General features: G+C 66.2%; 18 protein-coding genes. 13 read left to right on the top strand and 5 right to left on the bottom strand.

Going from position 1 to position 15069, the window contains the following annotated elements; genetic code table 11:
- Positions 1–13: 13 nt before the first annotated feature.
- The 3 genes from U1839_RS08985 to U1839_RS08975 all read right to left on the bottom strand — a co-directional run bounded on the left by U1839_RS08985 (position 14) and on the right by U1839_RS08975 (position 2263).
- Positions 14–148: an entericidin A/B family lipoprotein gene (locus tag U1839_RS08985; protein WP_281125029.1), complete on the bottom strand. Its 135-nt coding sequence runs from the start codon at positions 146–148 to the stop codon at positions 14–16.
- 303 nt (positions 149–451) lie between these two features.
- On the bottom strand, positions 452–1999 hold the full coding sequence (locus U1839_RS08980) for a sensor histidine kinase (RefSeq protein ID WP_332803314.1): 1548 nt from the start codon (positions 1997–1999) through the stop codon (positions 452–454).
- 63 nt (positions 2000–2062) lie between these two features.
- Entirely contained in the window at positions 2063–2263 is a 201-nt protein-coding gene (locus tag U1839_RS08975; protein ID WP_332803313.1) for a NepR family anti-sigma factor, read from the bottom strand.
- Between the two features lie 201 nt (positions 2264–2464).
- Between U1839_RS08975 and U1839_RS08970 the strand changes: the two genes are divergently transcribed.
- The 3 genes from U1839_RS08970 (at position 2465) to U1839_RS08960 (ending at position 4189) form a co-directional block, all read left to right on the top strand.
- On the top strand, positions 2465–3271 hold the full coding sequence (locus tag U1839_RS08970; protein WP_332803312.1) for a response regulator: 807 nt from the start codon (positions 2465–2467) through the stop codon (positions 3269–3271).
- 49 nt (positions 3272–3320) lie between these two features.
- A complete protein-coding gene (locus U1839_RS08965) occupies positions 3321–3473 on the top strand; it encodes a hypothetical protein (RefSeq protein ID WP_281125026.1) in 153 nt (50 codons plus the stop codon).
- A 68-nt stretch (positions 3474–3541) separates the two neighbouring features.
- On the top strand, positions 3542–4189 hold the full coding sequence (locus tag U1839_RS08960; RefSeq protein WP_332803311.1) for a sigma-70 family RNA polymerase sigma factor: 648 nt from the start codon (positions 3542–3544) through the stop codon (positions 4187–4189).
- Between the two features lies 1 nt (position 4190).
- Here U1839_RS08960 and U1839_RS08955 read toward each other — a convergent pair whose 3' ends face one another.
- Positions 4191–4376 (bottom strand): hypothetical protein, encoded by a 186-nt coding sequence (locus tag U1839_RS08955; RefSeq protein WP_332803310.1) that lies wholly within the window; start codon positions 4374–4376, stop codon positions 4191–4193.
- A gap of 71 nt (positions 4377–4447) precedes the next feature.
- Here U1839_RS08955 and U1839_RS08950 point away from each other — a divergent pair, with 71 nt between their 5' ends.
- The 9 genes from U1839_RS08950 (at position 4448) to U1839_RS08910 (ending at position 12633) form a co-directional block, all read left to right on the top strand.
- Entirely contained in the window at positions 4448–7165 is a 2718-nt protein-coding gene (locus U1839_RS08950) for a bifunctional [glutamine synthetase] adenylyltransferase/[glutamine synthetase]-adenylyl-L-tyrosine phosphorylase (protein WP_332803309.1), read from the top strand.
- A complete protein-coding gene (locus tag U1839_RS08945) occupies positions 7152–7619 on the top strand; it encodes a peroxiredoxin (protein ID WP_332803308.1) in 468 nt (155 codons plus the stop codon). The genes U1839_RS08950 and U1839_RS08945 overlap by 14 nt, the downstream gene beginning before the upstream one ends.
- Positions 7620–7654: 35 nt before the next feature.
- The gene (locus tag U1839_RS08940) at positions 7655–8419 is read left to right on the top strand and encodes a ferritin-like domain-containing protein (RefSeq protein WP_332803307.1); all 765 of its coding nucleotides are present in this window, start codon (positions 7655–7657) and stop codon (positions 8417–8419) included.
- Between the two features lie 111 nt (positions 8420–8530).
- The gene (locus U1839_RS08935; protein ID WP_281125020.1) at positions 8531–9718 is read left to right on the top strand and encodes a M23 family metallopeptidase; all 1188 of its coding nucleotides are present in this window, start codon (positions 8531–8533) and stop codon (positions 9716–9718) included.
- 66 nt (positions 9719–9784) lie between these two features.
- Entirely contained in the window at positions 9785–10123 is a 339-nt protein-coding gene (gene erpA, locus U1839_RS08930; protein WP_281125147.1) for an iron-sulfur cluster insertion protein ErpA, read from the top strand.
- A gap of 9 nt (positions 10124–10132) precedes the next feature.
- On the top strand, positions 10133–10903 hold the full coding sequence (gene xth / locus U1839_RS08925; RefSeq protein ID WP_332803306.1) for an exodeoxyribonuclease III: 771 nt from the start codon (positions 10133–10135) through the stop codon (positions 10901–10903).
- Between the two features lie 19 nt (positions 10904–10922).
- On the top strand, positions 10923–11720 hold the full coding sequence (locus U1839_RS08920) for a transporter (RefSeq protein ID WP_332803305.1): 798 nt from the start codon (positions 10923–10925) through the stop codon (positions 11718–11720).
- Between the two features lie 198 nt (positions 11721–11918).
- Complete coding sequence (locus U1839_RS08915) at positions 11919–12158, top strand: hypothetical protein (RefSeq protein WP_332803304.1); 240 nt, start codon at positions 11919–11921, stop codon at positions 12156–12158.
- 109 nt (positions 12159–12267) lie between these two features.
- Entirely contained in the window at positions 12268–12633 is a 366-nt protein-coding gene (locus U1839_RS08910) for a diacylglycerol kinase (protein WP_332803303.1), read from the top strand.
- On the opposite strand, the gene U1839_RS08905 is transcribed toward U1839_RS08910, so the two are convergent.
- Positions 12615–13775, bottom strand: coding sequence for a GNAT family protein (locus tag U1839_RS08905; RefSeq protein WP_332803302.1), 1161 nt, complete (start codon positions 13773–13775; stop codon positions 12615–12617). The genes U1839_RS08910 and U1839_RS08905 overlap by 19 nt on opposite strands.
- A gap of 136 nt (positions 13776–13911) precedes the next feature.
- On the opposite strand from U1839_RS08905, the gene U1839_RS08900 reads away from it, so the two are divergent.
- Entirely contained in the window at positions 13912–15006 is a 1095-nt protein-coding gene (locus U1839_RS08900) for a fatty acid desaturase family protein (RefSeq protein WP_332803301.1), read from the top strand.
- Positions 15007–15069: the final 63 nt, after the last annotated feature.

Below are 15069 nucleotides of genomic sequence, written 5' to 3'. Positions count from 1 at the left end.
GGCGTAAAGCCGATTATTTGGCGTCGTCAGCCGTGTTGGCGACGGTGCGCCCGGCGGATTCGACATCGCGGCCCACGCCCTCGACGGTGTTGCAGGCGCTGACCAGCAGGGCGCCGACGATGGCTGCAATGCCTATGAACGTGCGCATGACATTCTCCTGATATTGCGATGAAGGGGGCGATGGTGTGGGACGCGGTGTCCGCAGGCGTTCAATGCCTGGCGCTCGACATCGTTCCGTCGCGAAGGATGGCCGGTGTTCAACGGATTATCGTGGTGGGGGAAAGTTTTGGGTCCGGAGGCGCCACCGGGGGGGGAGGGGGTAAGCGCGTCCGGACCCATATTTTGGATAGCGAGAGCGGGGGGGCATAAATTCGCTATCCGGTAATTAAAACGACGATCGCGAAGCTTGGTTCCCGGGGCTGCAAATTTTTTCGAAAGATTTTCGCAGGGGTCAGTCGCGGCCGGAAACGGCGATCGTGATCTCATAGGCGCCGACCAGCGGGTCGTGATGCAGCTTGGCGCGCAGCTGGCGCGACAGGCCCTCGATCACCCGGCCGTAGCGTTCCGTCAGGATCTTGCGCAGCGCGTCGCCATCGACCAGCGCCGGCGCATTGACGCGCAGGACCGCGCGCTCGTCGCTCTCGCCCGGCTTGACCGACACGCGCACCTGCGTCGCGGGATTGAGCGTCATCGCCATCTCGATCAGCTCGGTGAGCAGGAAGGTGATGGCGATCGCGGTGTCCTGCGTGACGAGATAGGGATCGACGTCGATCACGATGCCGAAATGCTTGGCGGCGTCCGGCGCGGTGGCGCGCAGATTCGAGCTCAGTTCGCCGATGACCGAGCGCAGGCTCAGCCCGCGGTTTTCCTCGAGCTCGGCGAAATGGTGGCGATGGACCACCGCCAGCGCATCGACGCGCCGCTGGATCGAGGAATAGGCGTCGGACGCTTCCTGGCTCCGCGCGCCGCGCGCATGGAAGTTGATCAGGCTGGAAATGACCTGGAGGTTGTTCTTCACGCGGTGATGGACCTCGCGCGTCAGCCGCGTCTGACGGACCAGCCCCTCGGCGAGGCCCGCTTCGTGCGCGGCAACGGTGCGGCTCAGCGCGCGGAAAGTATCGCCGAGGTCGCGGATCTCGTGCGACGGCACCGCGCGCATGTCGCCGGGATCGATCTCCTCGCCCGGCATGAATGCCGCGACGTTGCGTCGCAGGCGCTGCAAGGGACGCAACAGCAGCGCATCGACGACCAGCCAGCCGATGCACGCCGCAGCGAGCCACATCAGGATCGGCAACAGCATGGCGAGCAGCACCGGCGAGGTGATCGGCGCGCGCGGCACGCTCATTTCCAGCCGCAGGTCGTCGATGCCCAGCGCGGCGCGTTGCGCGGCGTTGCGAACGAGGGGACCCGACGCCGGATCCTCGACCAGCGTCAACCTCATGTCCCCGCCCGTCAGCCGGGCGCCATGCGGCAAGGCAAAACCGCTCGGTTGCGCGGTCTCGGTGAGGAACTTGACCGGGAAAAAGGCCGCCGCATAGGTCCCCGGGCTACTGCCCGCGACCGACAGCGTCAGTCCGCTGCCGGGGATGATGCGCGCCGTGATCGGGCTGTTGGCGCGGGGCGGCAATGGCGCGATCGACCGTGGCAGCGCCCCGCCGCACAAGGGATGCGCGTGGCGATCCAGAATGACGAAGCGCGTACCGCTGGCCGCCTGTTGCGCGAACACGCCCTGCGCGCGGGCGCAACTCGGCGCGTCGCCCGGATCGGCGCTCAGTGCCGACAGCGCGGCGCGCAGCGCGGTCATGTCGCCGATCAGCTCGTTCGACAGCTTGCGCGCGCTTTCGTTGAGCGCGACGCGCAACTGCGCCGCAGCGATGTCGTCGGCGGTCTCGGTCGTGCGCAGGGAAGCGAGGAAAGCGATGATCGCCAGCGGCAACAATGCGGCACTGAGGATCAGGAAGATCTTCGCGCCGGTCGGCATGCGGGCGAACAATGACATTTCGCCGTTCAGGCGCGCTACCGGCGACGCGGGTTCAGTCACGGTGAAAAATGGTCACAGCCGTCAGTCTAGCTTGCCCAGCAGATCCAGCATCTCGGACGGGATCGCCTCCTCGACGGTCTTTTGATAAACCCCGCGCAGGGCCGCGCCCATGTCGCGGTCCTTGTTGTGGACTTTGGCAGCGCGCCCGGCTGGCGGCTTTTTCGAAGTTACGTCGGCCGAACGCAAATCCGTCCCCCTTGTGCATCCGGTCAAGCCGGGCATGATGAAAAAACCGGTAACTACCGGCACTGCAATGACGCGCCTACATTCCGCCACGAGCTGATGAAACTAAAATCCGCTTCGTTTGTTCCATGCCCAGCGCGAAATATCGGGGGACCCGTGCCGGTCGGTGAATCGCGTTGCATTGGTGCCGGCTCCCTTCCACAAGGACCGGGCATATTTTTGATGGAGATCCCGACAGCCATGTCGCTTGGACAACAGCTTGCCCCACACCTTCCCTTCCTGCGCCGCTACGGTCGCGCGCTGACCGGCAGCCAGTCGCACGGTGACAAATATGTCCGTGCGACGCTCGAGGCGATCGTCGCCGCGCCGACCGAATTCCCGCGTGAGGTCGATCCGCGGCTGGGCCTTTATCGTATGTTCCAGGCGATCTGGGCCTCGACCAATTTCGACGAGACGCCCGAAAATGCGAGCGCCGATGCGACCGACGGCGCCGAGGCGATCGCGCGCGCGCGGCTGTCGCGGATCACGCCCTTGTCGCGTCAGGCGCTGCTGCTGACCGCGATGGAAGGCTTTACCAGCGAAGACACCGCCTATCTGATCGAAGTCGAGCCGCGTGAAGTCGATGGCCTCGTGTCCGAGGCGCTTGCCGAAATCGACAAGCAGACGCGTGCGCGAGTGCTGATCATCGAGGACGAGCCGATCATCGCGATGGATATCGAAACCATCGTGCGCGATCTCGGCCATGAAGTGACGGGCGTTGCGGTCACGCGCGACGAGGCGGTCGCGCTGGCAATGGAAGATCGTCCGGGCCTGGTGCTCGCCGACATTCAGTTGGCCGACGACAGTTCGGGCATCGACGCGGTGAAGGACATCCTTGCCGAGTTCGAGGTGCCGGTAATCTTTATTACCGCCTTCCCCGAGCGCCTGCTGACGGGGGAGCGGCCCGAGCCGACCTTCCTGATCACCAAGCCGTTCCAGCGCTCGACGGTGAAGGCCGCTATCAGCCAGGCGTTGTTCTTCGATCAGGCGACCGCACCGGTCGCCTGAGGCGGCCTGACGATTTTCGCATGAACGATACGGACCCAAAACGTTATTCATGGGTTTAGGGTTCATGCCAGATCAAGATGAACCCGTTCACATCAGCGGCGAGGACGCCCGTTCGGGCGCCACGCCGCACATGACCCGCTATATTCTCGGCGCCTCGATGGTGCTGGTTATTATCGTGTTTGCCATTCTTTTCCTGCGGTGACGCGGTGTGGGGGTTGAGCTGATGATAGAGACGACCGGCCGCGCCATGCGGCCAGCAAACGGAGCCGCATGACCGATATCATCGATCACGACGAGGAAGCGGCGCCGGTCGAGCACGTCGCGCTGTCTGACCCCGAGTTCAAGCAGCAGCTCGCGCAGGTCATTCCGCATTTGCGCGCCTTTGGCCGGTCGCTCTCGGGCAGCCGCGACCTTGCCGACGATCTCGTCCAGGAAACGCTGATGAAGGCATGGGCGGCGCGCCAGCGCTTCCAGGCCGGCACCAACATGCGCGCCTGGACCTTCATCATCCTGCGCAATCTCTATCTCTCGCAGATGCGCCGCGCGCGCTTCAAGGGCGAGTGGGACGATCTCGTCGCCGACCGCATCCTTGCCGCGCCGGCCAGCCAAGATCGCCATGTCGAGCTTGGCGACATGCAGCGTGCGCTGCTGCACCTCCCGCAGCCGCAGCGCGAGGCGCTCATTCTGGTTGGCGCCGGCGGTTTCGCCTATGAGGAGGCGGCGGAGATCTGCGGCGTCGCGGTCGGCACGATCAAGAGCCGGGTGGCGCGCGGTCGTGTCGCGCTCGAGACGATCATGAACGATAATTCGCTGCCGTCACGACGGACGCACAGCAACGAACCCGGCATGACGGCACTCGATACGATCATGGGCGAGGTCGATGATCTGAGCCGCAATCACGGCGGCGGGGAAGGCTGAATCAGCGCGTGACGGACGTCGCCCGGTCAAGCTGGGCGAGCATGACCGTGAAATCGTCGGGCAAATCGTCCGATGCCGCGAACGCCGTCCGAAAGACGCGGCTGAACGGGTCGCTCGCATGAGGGGCGGCGATCGTCCGCAAATCGGGTGCCGAGCGTAGCGCGGCCGGGAATTCTTCTTGGGGCATTAAGTCCAAACGGCCGACTTGGCCATTTTGTTTCTTGCAAAGTGCTGCCGTGAGGGCGGAAAGCGGCGAAGATGGAATACAGCGCCCTCGCACCCGCGCTTTTCGATGCCTGTCGACGCGCACGCGCCGAAGCGCCTTTCCTGCGCCTGTTGCTCGACCGCGAACCCGATATCGCCTCGGCGGCGGCCGAGGGCCGCCTTCCGGCGGTGGAAGATGCCCGGATCGACGATCCCGCCATGCCCGTCGGGCAGCGATTGCGTCTGGAGCGACGGCGGCTGGCGCTGATAGTCGCGCTGGGCGATCTCGCCGGGCTGTTCGATCTGACCGCGGTGACGGGCGCGCTGAGCGATTTCGCCGACTACGCGCTCGACGCGGCCATTGCCGCTGCGATCGGCGAGCGTACGCCGGATGCGCCGTGCCGTGGCTTCACCGCGATCGCGCTGGGCAAGCAAGGCAGCCATGAGCTCAACTATTCGTCAGATATTGACCCGATCCTGCTGTTCGATCCGGCGACGCTGCCATGCCGCCCGCGCGAGGACCCGGCGGATGCCGCGGTGCGCATCGCGCGGCGCGTCGTCGAGTTGCTGCAGACGCGTGATGGCGACGGCTATGTCCTGCGCGTCGATCTGCGGCTGCGACCGTCGCCCGAAGCAACGCCGATCGCGTTGCCGGTCGATGCCGCCATTTCCTATTATGAATCGCTGGCACTGCCATGGGAGCGCGCCGCGTTCATCCGGGCGCGCGCCGCGGCCGGTGACAAGGCGCTCGGCAATCGCTTCCTCGAGACGATCCGGCCGTTCATCTGGCGCCGCGCGCTCGATTTCGGCGCGATCGGCGAGATCAGGGACATTTCGCGGCGCATCCGCGACCACCACGCCCAAGGGCAGGCGTTCGGCCCGGGCTTCGATCTCAAGCGCGGCCGGGGCGGCATCCGCGAGATCGAGTTCTTCGCGCAGATCCACCAGCTGATCCATGGCGGCCGCGATCCCGCGCTACGCGCCCCGGCAACCCGCGATGCCCTGGCGCGGCTCGCCGAAGCCGGCTGGATCGGTGCCGATGAAAGCGCTGCGCTCAGCCGCGCTTATACGATGCTGCGGACGATCGAGCATCGCGTGCAGATGGTGGAAGATCGCCAGACGCATCATCTGCCGACCGGCACGGCGCTCGACGGCGTCGCGCGGCTGCACGGCGTCGCCGATGGCGCGGCCTTGCTCGACCTGCTGCGACCGTCCGTGGCGACGGTGGCCGCAACCTATGACTCGCTCGATGCGGGGGAGGGGAGCAACCTGTCGGCCGATCGCGACCTGTTGATCGGCCAGCTCGATGCCGCCGGGTTCGCGCATGACGATGGCGTTGCCGAGCTGATCGACCGCTGGCGCGGCGGTACCTATCCGGCGTTGCGCAGCCCGGCGGCGCGTGCCGCGCTGGAGGCGGTATTGCCGTCGCTGGTCGAGGCGCTCGGTGCTGCGCCCGACCCGCATGCTGCGATCGTCCGGCTCGACGTCATGCTCGGCCGGCTGAGCAGCGCGGTCAATTTCTTCCGGCTGATCGAGGCGCGGCCCGCGCTCGCGCGACTGCTCGGCGCAATCCTCAGTCATACGCCCACGCTGGCCGATGCGCTCGGCCGACGGCCCGAATTGTTCGATGGCCTGATCGATGCCAGCGCGCTCGATCCCGTGGGGTCGGTCGAAGCGCTGATCGCGGAAATGCAGCTTGGCGCGGGCGACGGCGACTATCAGCAACAGCTCGACCATGTCCGCCGCATCGTCGGCGAGAAGCGGTTCGCACTCGGCACGCAGATCGTCGCCGGCGTCAGCGATCCGCTCGACGTTTCGGCCGGCTATGCGCGCATCGCCGAGGCGGCGATCGGCGTGCTCGCCACTGCCGCGACGGCGGCCTTCGTCGCGGTGCACGGCACGGTGCCCGACAGCGAGCTCGTCATCCTTGCGCTGGGTCGGATGGGCGGCGGCGCGCTGACCCACGCCTCCGATCTCGACCTGATCTATCTGTTCACCGGCGACTATATGGCGGAGTCGGACGGCGCCAAGCCGCTCGGCGCGGTGCTCTATTACAACCGTCTGGCACAGCGCATTACCAGCGCGCTTTCGGCGCAGACGGCGTCTGGGCCGCTCTACGAGATCGACACGCGGCTGCGGCCCTCGGGCACGCAGGGGCCGCTCAGCGTGTCGCTCGACGGCTTCGAGCGCTATCAACGCGAAAGCGCCTGGACATGGGAGCATATGGCGCTGACCCGCGCGCGGCCGGTGTTCGGCGCGCCGGCGGCGCGCTCGGCAACGCAAGCGGTGATCGATGCTGTGCTTCACGGTGCGCGGCCGACCCGCGCGATCATCGCCGACGCGGTGGCGATGCGCGCCGAGATGGCGGCACACAAGCCGCCCGCCGGGCCGCTCGATGCCAAGCTCCTGCCGGGCGGGCTGGTCGATCTCGAATTCGCCGTCCACATGGTCCAGCTCACCCGGCTGACCGGCTTCGATCCGCATCTCGGCAGCGCGATCGACCTGCTCGTCGCGCAGGACCTGGCGCCGCCAGCGTTGCGCACCGCACACGACACGCTGACGCGATTGCTCGTCACGCTGCGGCTCGTCGCGCCCGACGCGCAGCCGCCCGCGCCGGCGACCTGTGCGCTGATCGCGCGTGCGCTTGGCCTGCCCGATTGGGCTGGGGTGATTGCGTCGCTCGACGCGACCCGGCAGGAGGTGACGGACTATCTCGCCTCGGTCGCGGCCGATGGCGGGGCGCATGAGGGAGACGGCAATGGCATTGGATGAAGGCGCGAAAATCCCGGGGATCGATCTGGCGACGCCGGCCGGCGGACAGGTCAATCTGCGCGACTATGTCGGCAAGCCGCTGGTGCTGTATTTCTATCCCAAGGACGATACCTCGGGCTGCACGCGCGAAGCGCAGGATTTCAGTCGGCTCTATCCGGAATTCCAGGCGCTCGACGCCGAGGTGCTCGGGGTCTCGCGCGATACTCCCGTCAAGCACCGCAAGTTCATCGAGAAATATGACCTGACCGTGCCGCTCGCCTCCGACGACAGCAATGCCGCGATCGAGGCGTTCGGCGTGTGGGTCGAAAAGACGCTTTACGGCAAGAAATATATGGGCATCGACCGCTCGACCTTCCTGTTCGACAAGGCCGGCGTGCTGGCGCGGGCGTGGCGCAAGGTGCGCGTGCCGGGCCATGCCGTCGAGGTGCTCGAAGCGGTCAAGGAACTGAGCTGATCCGCGAGCGCACGATTGCCGGCGCCGCCCGCGTCGTGCTCGATACGGCCGATCCGGCGGCCAAGGTGCGCGCGGCACGCGCGGCGGCGCGCGCGTGGCGTGCCGGCGCGCTGGCGCATGACTTCGACGTCGCGATGCCCGAGCGTCCGGCGCGGCCGGCGGCGCCTGAACTGCGCCCACCCTCGCACATGCCGCGGCGCGGCAAGGGCGGATCGGAGCGCGGCCGTATCGCCCTGCTCCACGCGCTGGCGCATATCGAGTTCGTCGCGATCGACCTCGCCTTCGATCTGGTCGGCCGCTTCGGCGACGGTTTTCCGCGCGAATTCGTCGATGTGTGGATCGGGGTCGGCGCCGACGAGGCAATGCACTTCGCCCTGCTCGATCGTCGCCTGCGATCCCTTGGCAGCCATTATGGCGCGATGCCGGCGCATGACGGGCTGTGGGACGCCGCGACCGCGACCGCGCACGAGCCGCTGGCGCGGCTTGCGGTGGTGCCGATGGTGCTCGAAGCGCGCGGTCTGGACGTCACACCGACGATGATCGAGCGGTTCGCGGCTGCCGGTGATCAGGCGAGCACACGGATCCTGCAGCGCATTCTCAGCGATGAGATTCGCCATGTCAGGGCCGGCACTATCTGGTTCGAATTCGCCTGTCGTCGGGCCGGACTCGCCCCTGAGTCGCACTGGCGCGCGCTCGTTGCGCGTTACTTTCGCGGTATGATTAAGCCGCCGTTCAACGACTCGGCGCGTGAGTCTGCCGGTCTGACGCTGAATTACTACGCGAGCCTTGCCTCGGTCTGACAAGGCAGGCCACACAACATACCGAAGTCCGGGGCGCGGAGGGGCCGCTACCGGGATGTCAAGGGGGCGGGGCCGGTCGTTTCCGGTTATCGCTAGGGTCGACGGGAACGCATGGCAAAGATTTCATTCGCGTCGGGCGCGCAGGCTTTTGCGCGGTTCAGCAGTTATTTCACCACACGCGATTTTATTTTCCACGACGGGCGTGATTTGCGCCGCTTCAGCGTTGGCGGGCGCGCCCAGGCCATGATGGCCGGCATTGCCGCCGTTACCCTGTGTTTCTCGGCTTATGGTGTTGCCCAGGCGGCGGTCGGTGCGGTCGCGTTGAGCGGTGTCGTCGGAACGCCGTTGTCGCCCGAAGCCAAGGTCGCCCAGATGCAGCTGCGCGTCGCCGCGATGCAGGCCGATGTCGAAAAGATTCGCGCCGTTGCCGCCGCCCACGCCGCGCGCGTCGAGCAGCGTCAGGCAATCATCACCGCTGTGGTTTCCGGCAAGGCCGACCAGCGCGCGCTGGCGATCGTGCCGCAGCCGATCGACCCCAAGGCCGACGCGCTCGCCGCCGATGTCGTCGCGCCGCTCAAGCAGGTCGAACAGCATCAGGTCGCCACCGTCGCCAAGGTGCGCAAGGTCGCCGAGCTGCGCTATGCCAAGGCCGCGGCCAAGGTGCGTAGCCTTGGTCTTGCGCCCGAGCGTTTCGACGCTGCCGTCCCGGCGATGGGCGGACCTTATGAGGCCGCGAACGGTGCCGAGGCCGCCGCCGACATCCGCGCCGACATGCAGTTCCGTTCGCTGTTCATGACCTGGAAGAAGCTCGACAATCTCGAACAGGGCACGATCGCCATCCCGTCGGTCCAGCCGGTCGAACGTCTCGCCTTCACCAGCAATTTCGGCATCCGCTCCGATCCGTTCCGCGGCACCGCCGCTTTCCATGCCGGGGTCGACATTCCCGGCCCGCTCGGCACGCCGGTCTATGCCACCGCCGATGGCATCGTCGATCGCGCCGAGCGCGCGGGCGGCTATGGCAACATGGTCGAGATCAATCATGGCAAGGGCATCCAGACGCGCTACGGCCATCTGTCGAAGATCCTCGTCGCGCCCTTTACCCGCGTGCACCGCGGCCAGTTGATCGCGTTGATGGGTTCGACCGGTCGTTCGACCGGCCCGCACCTCCATTATGAGGTCCGCATCGATGGCGCGGCGGTCAATCCCGCACCGTTCCTGCAAAATGCCGATTACCTGCTTGCCGCGCAGGATCGTTCGGTCAGGACCATCCCCGTCGTGGTCGGCGGTGCAGCCGACTGATCCTTCGGACGCGATTTCCGGGTTGATGCGGTTGCCGTCGGCGCCGTGACCGCCTATCTCGCTGACATGGCGACGCTGGCTCCTGAAATCGCACTGACGCCCGCTGCGGCGGCACGGGTTGCGGCAATCGCCGCCAAGCAGGGCAAGGCCGCGATCTTGCGACTCTCGGTCGAGGGTGGCGGCTGTTCGGGCTTCCAGTACAAATTCGGTTTCGCCGACACCGCCGAGAGCGACGACGCAGTTGCCGAAACCGATGGCGTTCGGTTGGTCGTCGATTCGATCAGCCTCGATCTCGTGCGCGGCGCGGCGGTCGACTATGTCGAAGAGCTTGGCGGCGCGGCGTTTCGCGTGACCAATCCCAATGCGGCGTCGGGCTGCGGCTGCGGCACCAGCTTCTCGGTCTGATCGCGCGCGTTGAAGATCGTCACCTACAACGTCAACGGCATCAAGGCGCGCCTGCCGCGCCTGCTGGAATATCTTGCCGAGCAGCAGCCCGATATGGTGTGCCTGCAAGAGCTCAAGTCGAGCGACGAGACCTTCCCCGAGGCTGACATTCGTGCCGCCGGTTATGGCGCGGTGTGGCACGGCCAGAAGAGCTGGAACGGCGTCGCCGTGCTGGCAAAGGGCATCGACCCGGTCGAGCGCCAGCGCGGGCTCGCCGGCGATCCCGAGGATGCCCATAGCCGCTATCTCGAAGCCGAGGTGAACGGCATCGTGATCGCCTCACTCTATCTGCCGAACGGCAATCCACAACCCGGCCCGAAATTCGATTACAAGCTCGGCTGGATGGCGCGCCTCGCCGAGCGCGCGCGCGCGCTGCTCGCCGAAGAGGTGCCGGTGGTCCTGGCGGGCGATTACAATGTCATCCCCAATGACGACGACACTTTCTCGGTGCGTGCGATGCAGGACGATGCGCTGATGCAGCCGCAGAGCCGCGCCGCCTATCGCGCGCTGGTCGCGCAGGGCTGGACCGATGCGCTGCGCACGCGCCACCCCGAGGGCCGCGTGTGGACCTTCTGGGACTATCAGGCAGGCGCATGGCAACGCGACGCGGGGTTCCGCATCGATCACCTGCTGCTCAGCCCGCAGGCTGCCGACCGGTTGGTCGATGCCGGCGTCGACAAGGAATATCGCGCCCGTGAAAAGGCCAGCGACCATGCGCCGACCTGGGTGCGGCTCAGCTGATCCGGGCCAAGGGGGCATGATGAAGAAAATCGCCTGTGCCGTGCTGACGCTGCTGCTCGTGCCGACAGCTGCCCTCGCCAAGGATCGCGATTATTGTCCGACCCGGCCGGGGCTTGGCACGACGCCGTGTACGATCGCGCCGGGTCGCGTGTCGGTCGAAACCGCCCTGACCGACTGGACGCTCGAACAGGATTCCACCCAGCGCAGCGACACCGTGCTGATCGGCGACACCTTCGCGCGGCTCGGCCTTAGCGACTCGATCGAAGCGCAATTCGGCTGGACGCCGTTCGGCCATGTCCGCACGCGCGACAAGCTTGCCGGCACGGTCGACAGCACGGGTCGCGTCGGCGACGTGACGCTCGGCCTCAAGGCCAATCTGCTCCATCCGGACGGCAGTGGTGTGTCGATCGCGGTCCAACCTTTCGTCACGTTGCCCGTCGGGCGCGCGCCGGTCGGTGCGGGTGACTGGGGCGCGGGCGTGGTCGTCCCCGTGACCTTCGATCTCAGCGACACGGTCAATTTCGCCACCACGACCGAAGCCGATGCGGCGGTCGATCAGGACGGTCATGGACGGCATTTCGCGGCGAGCGAGACGCTGGGTCTCGGCTTCAAGCTGAGCAAATCACTGACCGCGACGATCGAGGGGCAGGTGCTGCGCGACCAGGATCCGTCTGGCGCGACGACACAGGGGCTCGCCTCGCTGTCGCTTGCGTGGATGGCGAAGGACAATCTGCAATTCGATATCGGTGCCGTCGCCGGGCTCAACCGCGACGCGCCGGATGCCGAAGTCTATGTCGGTATTTCACGCCGCTTCTGAGCGGCTACCGGACTCTCCCGTCGGCGTCACCTTCCCAAAAACTGGCGACGAATACCGAGAGACGGCGTGAATTGCTATTCACTCCGCGTTCATTTTTCTCGCTATCTCATTGATAAATAACACTTTGAGTGTATGGCACACTTAATGCACTAACACAGATGCCACCGGACGGTCCGACTGGCATTTGTGGAGGATATGATGTCGAAATTCCTGTTGCTGTCGCTCGCAACCGTGGCGTTCGCCAGCCCGGTCCTCGCGGAAACCAACGCTGTCGGCGCCAAGGGCGCGGTGAATCCGAGTCCGGCTCCGACCGCGACCGCGCCGTCGGAACAGCGCTACTGCGTGGTCGACGATCAAACCGGCTCGCACATTCCGCGCAAGACATGTCTGACGCGCAAGCAGTGGCAGGCGCGCGGGTTCGATCCGTTGAATCCATGACCTGGCGGGGTGCCCGCGGTGCCGTGGAGGGCGGCGCGGGCACATGCCGTGCACGATAGCAGGACGGCGGCCACATGGCGGCTGCACAGGGCATCGCCACAAGGACGGGATGAAGAACAGTCCCTTCCGAGCCCGGTTCGGCTTCGCTCTCACCGGTATCGTCACGGTGTGGCAGCGTGAGCAGAGTTTCCGCACGCACGTCCGCGCAGCGGCCCTGACCGTCGCCTTATTGTTGGCGTTGCGACCCGGCTGGCTGTGGGCTGCGCTGCTGTTGTCGTCGGCGGTGCTGGTCATGGCGCTGGAAATGGCCAATGCCGCGCTCGAATATCTCGCCGATCAGGTCCACCCCGACATCGCGCCCGGTATCGCTGCCGCCAAGGATGCCGCAGCGGGCGCGGTATTGATCGCCAGCGGCGGCGCGCTGGTCACGGCGATGCTGATGCTCGGCGATCTCGCCTACAGGTGCTTTTCGTAGACCTGATAGACCTTGTTGACGTGGCTGTTGATCGCATCGGCGATGGCGTTCATCCCCTGATTGTCGTCGAGCACCCAGCCGATCTCGCCCTCGGTGCTGCCATAATGGGCGACGGCATCGCGACGGATATATTCGATCATCATGAAGGCGAGCTGGCTCGCCATGCGCGATGCCTGCAATTCCTTGACCACGCCCATCAGCGGCACGCGCATCGTCCGCGCCTTGGGGCGGCGCAGCCACAACAGCAGCTTGGCCCAGCCGAACGGGAAGAGGTTGCCGCCCAGCGGCTTCAGCGTTTCGTTGAGGTCCGGCAGGGTGATCATGAAGGCGACCGGCTGACCGTCGAGTTCGGCGATGCGGATCAGCTCGTTGAACACGATCGGCTTCAACTTGACGCCGACATCGGCGATCTCGGGCGGGGTCAGCGGGACGAAGCCCCAATTGTCCGACCAGGCATCGTTGAGGATCGCCAGGATGATCGCGGCTTCCTCCTCGAACTTCGTCTTGTCGACCATGCGGATCCTGATCCGCGGATTGCGCTCGCCCGACTGGATGATGCGCTGGACGATCGGCGGAAAGGGCGTGGTGATGTCGAGCCGATAGGTCTTCAGTTGCTTGACCGGCAGATAGCCGGCGCTTTCGATCCATTCCCGGTAGATCGGCTTGGCATGCCCCATCATGATCGTTGGCGGGTGATCATAACCCTCGATCAGCAAGCCGGGCTCTTCCCAGATCGACATGCTGATCGGCCCGAGCACACGGTTCATGCCCTGGCCGCGCAGCCAGTCCTCGGCGGTGTTGATCAGCGCGCGCGCGGCATTCTCGTCCTCGGCATCGAACAGGCCGAACTGGCCGCAGCCCGGCCCGAAGCCCTGCGCCGGCGGCATGGTCAGCGCCAGCGTGTCGATATGCGCGGAGATGCGCCCGACCACCTGCCCGCCGCGTTCGGCGAGGAACAGCTGCGCCTTGGCGTGGCTGAACCAGCCATTCTTCTCGGGTGTGATCAGGCCCAACGCCTCGCCCTTGAGCGGCGGCACCCAGTTGGGATCGTCCTTGTAGAGCCGGAAAGGCAGCGCGATGAACTTCTTGCGATCGGCCTTGCTGTCGATCGGGCGGATGGAGAGCGGAGCGGTGTTGGCCAAGATAAAGGCGCCTTGCTGAGGAGCGCGTGCAGTCCCGCGCGCGCCGCGCGCTGTCAAGCCGTGCGGCGCGATTCGGCCTTGGTCAGGCCTGTAAACGCCAACATATAGCCACTATCTAAAGGCAATGGCCTTTCCCATGAACAGTTCGCTTGCCCTCGATCCACACCAGCCCGCGCATGCCGGCACGGGCCCTGTGCCGCGCGCGCCGATTGCCGACGACCGTGCGCTGCTGCGCGCCGCGGCCGATCTGGCGCGCGAGCTCGCCACGCCCAAGCCGGCGATCTATTGGGCCGACAGCCTTGCCTCGATGGTGATCGGCTATGGCGCGCTCGCCATCGCGGTGTCGGCCGTGCCGACGGTCTGGGCGGTGCTGGCGGGCGTGGTCGCCATCCTGGCGCTCTACCGCGCCGGCAGCTTCATCCACGAACTGACCCATCTCAAGGCGACGGCAGTGCCCGGCTTCCGGCTCGTCTGGAACCTTCTCGTCGGTATTCCACTGATGGTGCCCTCCTTCCTTTATGAGGGCGTGCACAGCCTGCACCACGCCCGCACGCGCTATGGCACGAGCGAGGATCCCGAATATCTCCCGCTCGCGTTGATGAAGCCATGGACGCTGCCGCTGTTCGTGGTCGTCGCCGCGCTGGCGCCGATCGCGTTGTTCGTGCGCTTCGCGCTGCTGGCGCCGCTTTCGCTGGTGATCCCGCCGCTGCGCCGCTGGCTGGTGGCACGTGCCTCGGGATTGCAGATCAACCCGACTTTCGCGCGCCGACCGCCCGAAGGTGCGTTCCGCACGATGTGGATCGCGCTTGAAACCGCGACCAGCCTGTGGGCGATCGGGCTGCTGACGCTCGTCGCGACGGGGGTCATCCCGCTCAAAGGCTTCCTGATCTTCCTAGCCATCCTGTCGGGCGTCACCGTGCTCAACCAGTTGCGCACGCTCGTCGCGCATCTGTGGGAGAATGAGGGCGAGCCGATGACGGTGACCGCGCAATATCTCGACAGCGTCAACGTGCCGCCGCCAGGGTTGCTACCGGCGCTATGGGCGCCCGTGGGCCTGCGTTACCATGCGCTGCATCACCTGCTGCCCAGCGTGCCCTACCATGCGCTGGGCGAGGCGCACCGTCGCCTCATCGTCGTGCTCGCTGCCGACTCGCCTTATCACAAGGGCAACCATCGCGGCCTGTTACCGCTGGTCGGCAAGATCGCGCGCAGCACGATGGTGACCCGTTAGGGCGTAACGTCGTTGTACGATGCGGCGCCGGATTCGCCCATCGTTTCGCCTTCCGAACCGACC

This window comes from Parasphingomonas halimpatiens (assembly GCF_036663795.1).
Taxonomy (GTDB): domain Bacteria; phylum Pseudomonadota; class Alphaproteobacteria; order Sphingomonadales; family Sphingomonadaceae; genus Sphingomonas.
The sequence above is the reverse complement of the archived record's forward strand: the minus strand, read 5'-3'. Positions and strand labels throughout refer to the sequence as shown.

Coding starts and splice junctions, on each gene's coding strand:
- U1839_RS08960 (WP_332803311.1), top strand. CDS start 3,542: ATGACCGATATCATCGATCACGACGAGGAAGCGGCGCCGGTCGAGCAC.
- erpA (WP_281125147.1), top strand. CDS start 9,785: ATGGCGACGCTGGCTCCTGAAATCGCACTGACGCCCGCTGCGGCGGCA.
- U1839_RS08980 (WP_332803314.1), bottom strand. CDS start 1,999: ATGTCATTGTTCGCCCGCATGCCGACCGGCGCGAAGATCTTCCTGATC.
- U1839_RS08910 (WP_332803303.1), top strand. CDS start 12,268: ATGAAGAACAGTCCCTTCCGAGCCCGGTTCGGCTTCGCTCTCACCGGT.
- U1839_RS08985 (WP_281125029.1), bottom strand. CDS start 148: ATGCGCACGTTCATAGGCATTGCAGCCATCGTCGGCGCCCTGCTGGTC.
- U1839_RS08970 (WP_332803312.1), top strand. CDS start 2,465: ATGTCGCTTGGACAACAGCTTGCCCCACACCTTCCCTTCCTGCGCCGC.
- U1839_RS08900 (WP_332803301.1), top strand. CDS start 13,912: ATGAACAGTTCGCTTGCCCTCGATCCACACCAGCCCGCGCATGCCGGC.
- U1839_RS08935 (WP_281125020.1), top strand. CDS start 8,531: ATGGCAAAGATTTCATTCGCGTCGGGCGCGCAGGCTTTTGCGCGGTTC.
- U1839_RS08965 (WP_281125026.1), top strand. CDS start 3,321: ATGGGTTTAGGGTTCATGCCAGATCAAGATGAACCCGTTCACATCAGC.
- U1839_RS08915 (WP_332803304.1), top strand. CDS start 11,919: ATGTCGAAATTCCTGTTGCTGTCGCTCGCAACCGTGGCGTTCGCCAGC.
- U1839_RS08950 (WP_332803309.1), top strand. CDS start 4,448: ATGGAATACAGCGCCCTCGCACCCGCGCTTTTCGATGCCTGTCGACGC.
- U1839_RS08945 (WP_332803308.1), top strand. CDS start 7,152: ATGGCATTGGATGAAGGCGCGAAAATCCCGGGGATCGATCTGGCGACG.
- U1839_RS08955 (WP_332803310.1), bottom strand. CDS start 4,376: ATGCCCCAAGAAGAATTCCCGGCCGCGCTACGCTCGGCACCCGATTTG.
- U1839_RS08975 (WP_332803313.1), bottom strand. CDS start 2,263: ATGCCCGGCTTGACCGGATGCACAAGGGGGACGGATTTGCGTTCGGCC.
- U1839_RS08920 (WP_332803305.1), top strand. CDS start 10,923: ATGAAGAAAATCGCCTGTGCCGTGCTGACGCTGCTGCTCGTGCCGACA.